The organism is Kitasatospora sp. NPDC057738 (genome assembly GCF_042798815.1).
Classification (GTDB): Bacteria; Actinomycetota; Actinomycetes; order Streptomycetales; family Streptomycetaceae; genus Kitasatospora; species Kitasatospora lactacystinica.
Genome location: NZ_JBHVJT010000014.1, coordinates 50,301 through 58,123 on the forward strand (window position 1 = coordinate 50,301; position 7,823 = coordinate 58,123).

Below are 7,823 nucleotides of genomic sequence, written 5' to 3' on the forward strand. Positions count from 1 at the left end.
GGGGGGGGGGTGTGGGTTCTGGGGGGCTATTGGACCATACAGAAAAACCCCAAAACAAAAAAAGTGGGTCGCCCCCTCCCTGTTGTCCCCCCCTCCCTCCCCCCCCCCCCCACTGAGCCCCCGGCCCGCGAGCAGCTGCGGGACCAGGGGCTCCTTGTCGTTCCACGGTGCGCACCCCCTGGCCAGGGGGTCCACCGGCGGTCGCACCGGATTCGACGAGGGTCCCCGGCCACGGGGGCGGACCAGGGGCCCTCACCCGGTACCACGGCCGCCGCCGCTCCCCGGGTTCACCCACGGCCCCGCCGGCCCCGCCGGCCACATCGGCCGGACCGGGCGCACGCGGTCCGCCCGGTCCGGCCCCGGGAACGCCGGAAGCCCCTGGTCCGCACGGGGGAACGGGCCAGGGGCTTCCACTCCGGACTACGGCCGGCGGGCCCTCACGGGTTCAACGCCAGCACCACGTACCCCGCCAGCACCGCCAGGTGCACCGCGCCCTGGAGCGGGGTCGCCCGGCGCGGGATGACCGTCAGGGTGAGCAGCATGATCGTCAGGGTCAGCAGCACCATGTGCGCCGGGTCGAGGCCGAGGACGAGGGGGCCGGAGAGCCAGCTGGAGGCGATCGCGACCGCCGGGATGGTCAGGCCGATGCTGGCGAGCGCCGAGCCGAGGGCGAGGTTGAGGCTGGTCTGCACCCGGTTGCGGACGGCCGCGCGCAGCGCCGCGATGGTCTCCGGCAGCAGCACCATGAGGGCGATCACCACGCCGACGACCGCGTGCGGGAGCCCGGCGTCGTCCACCGCCTTCTCGATGGTCGGCGACACGCCCTTGGCCAGGCCCACCACCGCCACCAGGGCGACGGCGAGCAGCAGCAGGCTGACCCCGGCGGCCCGGACGGTCGGCGGGGAGGCGTGCTCCTCCTCGTCCAGCACCCGGCCCTCGGGGGTGACGGGCAGGAAGTAGTCCCGGTGCCGGATGGTCTGGGTGGCCACGAACAGCCCGTACACCACCAGCGAGGCGGTGGCCGCGAAGGTGAGCTGGGTGGTGGAGAACTGCGGGCCGGGCGAGCTGGTGGTGAAGGTCGGCAGCACGAGGCTGAGGGTCGCGAGGGTGGCGATGCAGGCGACCGCGGCGCCGGTGCCCTCGGCGTTGAACACGGCGGTCCGGTACTTGACGGCGGCGACCACGATGGACAGTCCGAGGATGCCGTTGCAGGTGATCATCACGGCGGCGAAGACGGTGTCCCGGGCCAGCGTGGAGGACTTGTCCCCGCCGTCGGCCATCAGCGTCACGATCAGCGCGACCTCGATCACGGTGACCGCCACCGCGAGGACCAGTGACCCGAACGGCTCCCCCGACCAGTGCGCGATGACCTCGGCGTGGTGCACGGCGGACAGTACGGCGCCCACCAGGAAGCAGGCGACCACCGCCACCACCCAGCCGGGCAGTTCCTTGTGCCAGGTCAGGGCGAGGACGAGGAACGACACCACCGGAACGACGACGGTCCATTGCGCGACGGCCGCGCGGAGCTTCGTGATCATGCCGCCGAGGATCCCAGACCGGAGGCCCGTCACCCGGGTGCCCGCGCCGGGATTCGTAGGGATGTGGCATAACTCATCCCATTTCGCGGCGTCACCCTCCGTAGTCGCGAAGGTACTGAAGCACTTTGTCGACATGTGGTCGAACCCGTTCCGGGACGCCCCCGGCGGCCACCACGCTCTTGTCACTGGTGCGGTAGGCCGCCGCGACCAGGGCGGGCAGGTCGTGGGTGAGGCCGCGGTGCTTTATCTGCTGGTCGAGCCAGCAGACGTAGTTGCCCATCGCGGCGATCGCGTCGCCCGGGTCCCAGTACGACTTGGCTCCGGGGTGGGTGGCGGCCTTGCCCCAGGCCTCGAAGACCGAAGGCGTCCACATCGCGATGCCGTACTCGCCGGTCTCCGGGCGGGCCGCGTTCGGGTCGAAGCCGCTCTCGGCCTTCAGCATGGCCGCCAGCAGCACCGGGGTGACCTCCGGCTCGGGGCAGCGCCGCGCCGCGGTCTCGATCATTCCCCGGTAGGCCACCGGGACGTCCGAGCCGGCCGGGATCGCACCGGGCAGCGGGGGCACCGCGCGCCGGGCGGCGCCCGGCCCGCCCGGCTCCGGTCCGCCGGTCAGGGCGAGGACGGCGAGCCCGCAGGCCAGCAGGCCCGCGCCGGCCCGGACGGCGGCGCGGCGGCGCCGGCCCGACGGGGCGGCGGCCCGGGCGACCAGCAGGGCCGGCCCGGTCCGGGTCCGCTCCTCCCGCCCGGGGGCGAGGCAGGCGGTGACCACGGGCCGCCAGCGCGCCGGCAGCGCCTCGTCCAGCCGCAGCGGCGCGGCGCCCCGCGCGTACGCCTGGGCGGCCAGCGAGCGGGCCCGGGCGGTCGCGCCGAGGAAGGGGTGCAGGCCGCCGGTGAGCAGCTGGTGGGCGATCACGCCGAAGGCCCAGACGTCGGCGCTGGGGCGCACGGCGACGCCGCGGGCACCGGTGCGCTCGGACCACCACTCGGGCGGGACGTGGTCGGGCGAGCCGAGCGGAGGGGCGTAGGCGTGGGTGCCCTCCAACTCGGCGGTGAGGCCGAAGTCGGCGATCTTGGCGGTGCCGTCGGGCATCAGCAGGACATTGGCCGGTTTCAGGTCCCCGTGCACCCAGCCGGCCCGGTGCATGTGGGTCAGCCCGGCGCAGACCTCGGTCAGGATGCGTTCGGCGCCGGGCACCGCCGTACCGGGGCGGGCCTCGGCCAGCAGGTCCTGGAGGCTGCGGGCGGCGCGTTCCATCACCAGGGCGACGGCGCCGTCGAGCTCCGGGTGGTCCGGGTCCTCGACGGTGGCCACGGCGAAGGTGCGGATCAGGTGGGGATGGTCGGCGCGGCGGCTGAAGCGCTGCTCGCTGCGGGCCATCCGGGCCACGGTCCGGCGCTGGCCGGGGCTGAACCGGGCCGCGCCGAGGATCTTGACGGCGGCCGGGCCGCCGTCGGGGCCCTCGGCGGCGTACACGCTGCCCCAGGCGCCCGCGCCGAGGAAGGCGCCGAGGCGGTAGCCGGCGATCGGGTAGCCCGCCGGGACCGCGAACGGCGGGCCGCCGGGCGCGGTCCCGGCGCCGGGCGGCCCGGACTCCGGCCCGGGCGGGGCACCGGGCGTCACGGCCGGGCGGCCGGGCGCCGGGGCGGGAGCAGCGCGAGGTGCTCCTCCCGGACGAGGTCGAACCTCAGCGCCAGCGCCACCAGTTCCTCGCGCTTTCCGCCGCCCGGGCCCTCCTCGTACGGCTCGCGCAGCCGCAGCTTGGTCGCCACCAGGTAGTCGATGTGGTAGTTGACCGCCGAGCGGCTCAGTCCGCGGCAGCCGGGCAGGGCGCGCAGCCGGGCGAGCACCTCGGTCACCCCGGGGACGGCCGCGGCGGAGGGCGAGCGCAGTCTGGGCTCGCAGAGCGCGAGCAGGACCAGGAAGTACTTGGCGGTCGGGTCCAGGGCGAACGGGCTGACGGTGCGCTCGCCCTCGGCGCCGCCGGGCCGGCCGTCGAGGTAGGCGTGCTGCGGGGCGAAGACCTTGAAGGCGGCGGGCCCGCCGAGGGCGGGCAGCAGCACCCGGGAGAGTTCGAACGGGACGGGCGCGCCGATCCGGCCGGGCGCGACCTTGACGTGCTCCCCCGCGCCCTCCAGGTTCTCCACCACGTAGGTGGCCGAGGTGCTGAAGTTGGACAGCCGCCAGTAGTCCTCGGCCGCGACCACCTCTCCCGCCCGGCGGGAGACGCCCTGGTCGGGCAGCGGGATGGGGACCGGCCGGCCGGGCTCCCCGCGCCCGAACACCGCGGTCTCGCCCGGGCCCATCCGCAGCAGGCCGGGGGTCTCGCCGGGCGCCACCTCGGGCCCCGGGCCGGGAAGTTGCACGATGACCGTGTCCACGCGGCACCTCCGTGGGATCGGCTCGATGGTATCCGTCCGATTCGCCCCGGGGGCAACCCGCCACCCGGACGGGTGAGCGGGGCACCGGGGCACCGCCAACCCCGCCGGGCCGTGGGCGGGTTGCCGATGCCACCCGCAGCTTCCCGATGAACCGATCGTCCGTCAGGACTGGAGTTGTCCGTGTGCTGAACGGGCGGCGAATGGTTGCAGGATGTAGTTGAACCGTCACCATGAGTGTGACGCAACGCACACACACCGGGTTCACAATGTGTGCAAGACTCATCTCAAGGAGTGAGATTCCCTTAATTTCCAAGGAGGTTCGCATCATGCGCGCTCGGATCGCAGCTGTGGTCATGGCAGCGGCAGGGATAGCCGGCCTGACGGCGGCCCCGGCCATGGCGGCCACGGCGACGTCCGGCACCGACGGCGCGGCCTGCGCCGCGGTGCTCAACCAGCCCTGCGTCTCGCACCAGGCCGACGGCGAGGGCATCGTGGGAGTCGCCCGGGTCAGCGCCGACCGGGGCCAGTTGACGCTGGTTCGGGTCGAGATCCGCACCCAGGCCGCCTGGGGCAGCCCGTGGAAGACGGTCGCCGCCGCGACCACCGTGCGGTTCGGCTCCGCCGAGGCGGTCACCCCGCGGGTGGCCACCACCGCCCCCCGCATGATCTGCGCGACCGCCGGCCCCGCGCTGGACGTCGCCCAGCAGGTCACCACCTGTACCAACCCGTTCTGACCGCGGGGCCGCAGAGGCGCCGCGGCCGCCCGCCCCACGCCGTCCGTACGACCGGGCAGCCGTCCGGACGACCGGTGAGCGGGAAGCCGTAGAGGACACGAACACCGGGCCGGCCGTCGGGACATCCCCCGACGGCCGGCCCCGGCCGTTCCGACCTGGCAGAACGGGCAGGGGCGGAAGATCGCCCGCCAGTCGGACCCGGGTGGACCTGGGGCACCCCTTCACGGCAAACTGGTCTAGACCTCGGAGGTCTAGACCTCAGACTCGCCTCAGAACGGTGGACCCAGTATGGAAATCGTGATCGTCCCTGACGCCCGTGCGGCCGGCGACCTCATCGCCGCGGCGATCACCGATCTGCTGACCGACAAGCCCGACGCCCTGCTCGGCGTGGCGACCGGCTCGACCCCGCTGCCGATCTACCAGGCCCTGGCCGAGCGGGTCCGCGACGGCCGGCTGGACGCCGCCGAGGCGCGCATCTGCCAGCTGGACGAGTACGTCGGCCTGCCCGCCGGCCACCCCGAGTCGTACCGGTCGGTGGTGCTGCGCGAGGTCGTGGAGCCGCTCGGCCTGACCGAGGACTCCTTCCTGGGCCCGGACGGCAACGCGTCCGACATCGCCGCGGCGGCCGTCGCCTACGACCGCGCGCTGGCCGAGGCCGGCGGCGTCGACCTCCAGCTGCTCGGCATCGGCACGGACGGCCACATCGGCTTCAACGAGCCCTGCTCCTCGCTCTCCTCCCGGACCCGGATCAAGACCCTCACCCGGCAGACCCGGGTGGACAACGCGCGCTTCTTCGACAGCATCGACGAGGTCCCGCACCACGTCATCACCCAGGGCATCGGCACCATCCTGGAGGCCCGCCACCTGGTGCTGCTCGCCACCGGCGAGGCCAAGGCCGAGGCCGTCGCGCTCGCCGTCGAGGGCCCGCTGTCCGCGGTCGTCCCCGCCTCGGCGCTCCAGCTGCACCCGCACGCCACCGTGGTGGTGGACGAGGCGGCCGCCTCCCGCCTGAAGCTCGCCGACTACTTCCGCGACACCTACGCCGCCAAGCCGGCCTGGCAGAAGCTCTGACCACTCCCGGGCGGCACCCCTGACGGGCCGGGGTGCCGGCCGCCGACTCCCCTCGGTGGCCGGCGCCCCGGCCGCTTCGCGTCCGCCCCGGGTCCGGCCCGGGTCCGCCCCGGGTGCGCCTCAGCGCTTGCGGAGCCAGTCGCCGAAGGCCGCCAGGCCGGGGCCCGGGTCGCGGCGGCCGAGGCCGATCCGGAAGCGGTCGGCCGGGGTCGGGGTCAGCTCCGAGCGGAAGACGTCGGCGGGCAGCAGCAGCACGCCCGCCTGTTCGACCAGGGCGGTGCAGAACTCCGCCACGTCGCCCGGGCCCCGGTAGCGCGGGTAGGCGACGCAGCCGCCGTCCGGCGCGCGCCACTCGAAGAGCTCGGCGAACTCGGCGAAGAAGGCGTCGAACCGCGGCAGGTTCTCGGCGATGATCGCGCGGTTGCGGGCCAGGATGTGCTCGCGGGCGGTGATCGCGATCCGGGCCAGCACCTCGCTCGGCGCCGAGTTGCAGATCGTGGTGTAGTGCTTGGCCCGCTCCAGGCGCGAGCGCAGTTCCCGGTCCCGGCAGGCGATCCAGCCGATCCGCAGGCCGGGCAGGCCGAGCGACTTGGAGGTGACGTTGAGCGACAGGGCCCGCTCGGAGAGGTCGGCGGCCTGCGGCAGGGTGCGGGCCCGGTCGTGCTCCAGGCCGCGGTAGACCTCGTCCGAGAAGAGCCGGATGCCGCGCTCGTCGCAGAGCTCGGCCAGCCGGACGAAGTCGGCGGCGTCGATCACCTTGCCGGTCGGGTTGTTCGGGAAGTTGACCGACAGCACCCTGGTGTTGGGGCGCAGCGCCGCCTCGACCGCGTCCAGGTCCAGCGCCCAGTCCCGCTCCGCGTCCAGCGCGACGCCGGTGACCTCGCACAGCGAGAGCGGAACGGTCTCGGCGGACTGGTAGTTGGGGGTCAGCACCACCGCGTGGTCGCCCGGTTCGAGCAGCACCTGCATGGCGAGGTTGAGCCCCTCCTGGGCGCCGCCGAAGCAGATCACGTCGTCCTCGCCGACCTGCTCGTACATCCCGGCGACGGCGCGGCGCAGTCCGGGGTCGCCGAAGGTCTCGGTGTAGCCGAGGGCCAGGGTGTCCCAGGCCTCGCGGTCCTCGGGGCCGGCCAGGGCGAGCAGTTCGGCCATCGTCATGGTCTGCGCGTCGGAGGCGGTGAGGTGGTACCGGGCGGTGAACTCCCAGCGCGAGAAGTGGGTTTCGAGCCGGAAGTCGGGGAGCTGGGTCACTGGTGGTACTCCTTGGCGGGGCCCGCCGGGTGCTGCTTGAGCTCGGCGAGCAGGCTGTACGCGGTGGAACGGGAGATCCGCAGCGCGGTGGCGACGACCGGGACGGCGCGCCGGACGGCGAACACCCCGGCCCGGTCCAGTTCGGTCAGGACGGCGAGCCGGTCCTCGCGGGTGAACCGCTCCAAGGGGCGGCCCCGGTCGCGGACGTACCCGCCGACCACGTCGTTGATCCGCTCGGTCCAGTCGCGCTCGAAGAGCGGTTCGGGGCGCGGCGCGGTGGGGGCGGCGAAGCCGGCCAGCAGGGCGGCGGCCTGCTCCAGCGGGCCCCGGTCGAGGTTGACGCAGAGCACCGCCGTGGGCTTTCCGGCGTCGTCGCGCAGCACGGCGCTGACCGAGGAGAGCCGCCGGCCGTCGGGCAGCAGCTTCTCGTAGGGGCCGTAGACGTCGGGGGCGGAGGGGTCGATCCCGTCCAGTTCGCCGAGCAGCGAGGGGTCGCCGGGGGCCCGGGGGGTCATCGGGTTCCAGATGGCGAGGACCCGGTCGGTGGCGGTGTCGTGCAGCACCACCTCGGCGTACGGGCCGAGCAGCAGGGCCACGGCGCGGCAGACCGGGGACCAGGTCGGCACGCGTGGGTCGGGGTTTTCCGCAGACATGGTCGGACTGTACGTCCGGATCGGACACTTCGTCCAGGGCTTTCGCGCACCGGGCCCCGCCGAAGGGTCTCGGCGGGGTATTCGTTTAATCGGAGTAGATGTACCATCAGTTGATCCGCTAGATGATAAAGAATTAGCAGCGCATCATCAATTATTTAAACATGGAATTCATATTTTAGAAAATGTCGTACTAGATC

7 protein-coding genes and 1 pseudogene are annotated in these 7,823 nt (G+C 73.7%); 3 read left to right on the forward strand and 5 right to left on the reverse strand.

Features of this window, described 5'->3' with window-relative positions:
- Positions 1-437: 437 nt before the first annotated feature.
- The 3 genes from ACFVGO_RS10265 to ACFVGO_RS10275 all read right to left on the reverse strand — a co-directional run bounded on the left by ACFVGO_RS10265 (position 438) and on the right by ACFVGO_RS10275 (position 3,917).
- Positions 438-1,538: an ionic transporter y4hA gene (locus ACFVGO_RS10265; RefSeq protein WP_359899343.1), complete on the reverse strand. Its 1,101-nt coding sequence runs from the start codon at positions 1,536-1,538 to the stop codon at positions 438-440.
- 91 nt (positions 1,539-1,629) lie between these two features.
- Positions 1,630-3,159: a protein kinase gene (locus tag ACFVGO_RS10270; protein WP_380631338.1), complete on the reverse strand. Its 1,530-nt coding sequence runs from the start codon at positions 3,157-3,159 to the stop codon at positions 1,630-1,632.
- Positions 3,156-3,917, reverse strand: coding sequence for a serine/threonine protein kinase (locus ACFVGO_RS10275; RefSeq protein WP_359899347.1), 762 nt, complete (start codon positions 3,915-3,917; stop codon positions 3,156-3,158). Before ACFVGO_RS10275 ends, ACFVGO_RS10270 begins: the two co-directional genes overlap by 4 nt.
- Positions 3,918-4,243: 326 nt before the next feature.
- On the opposite strand from ACFVGO_RS10275, the gene ACFVGO_RS10280 reads away from it, so the two are divergent.
- Both ACFVGO_RS10280 and nagB read left to right on the forward strand, forming a co-directional pair.
- Positions 4,244-4,651: a hypothetical protein gene (locus ACFVGO_RS10280; RefSeq protein WP_359899348.1), complete on the forward strand. Its 408-nt coding sequence runs from the start codon at positions 4,244-4,246 to the stop codon at positions 4,649-4,651.
- A gap of 288 nt (positions 4,652-4,939) precedes the next feature.
- Positions 4,940-5,722, forward strand: coding sequence for a glucosamine-6-phosphate deaminase (gene nagB / locus ACFVGO_RS10285; protein WP_359899350.1), 783 nt, complete (start codon positions 4,940-4,942; stop codon positions 5,720-5,722).
- 120 nt (positions 5,723-5,842) lie between these two features.
- Here the strand turns inward: nagB and ACFVGO_RS10290 are convergent, their stop codons facing one another.
- The gene (locus ACFVGO_RS10290) at positions 5,843-6,973 is read right to left on the reverse strand and encodes a pyridoxal phosphate-dependent aminotransferase (protein ID WP_359899352.1); all 1,131 of its coding nucleotides are present in this window, start codon (positions 6,971-6,973) and stop codon (positions 5,843-5,845) included.
- On the reverse strand, positions 6,970-7,626 hold the full coding sequence (locus ACFVGO_RS10295; RefSeq protein ID WP_380631340.1) for a transcriptional regulator: 657 nt from the start codon (positions 7,624-7,626) through the stop codon (positions 6,970-6,972). The genes ACFVGO_RS10290 and ACFVGO_RS10295 overlap by 4 nt, the downstream gene beginning before the upstream one ends.
- Here ACFVGO_RS10295 and ACFVGO_RS10300 point away from each other — a divergent pair.
- A pseudogene (locus ACFVGO_RS10300) lies at positions 7,625-7,823 on the forward strand (hypothetical protein); the annotation flags it as partial. The gene ACFVGO_RS10295 and the pseudogene ACFVGO_RS10300 overlap by 2 nt on opposite strands.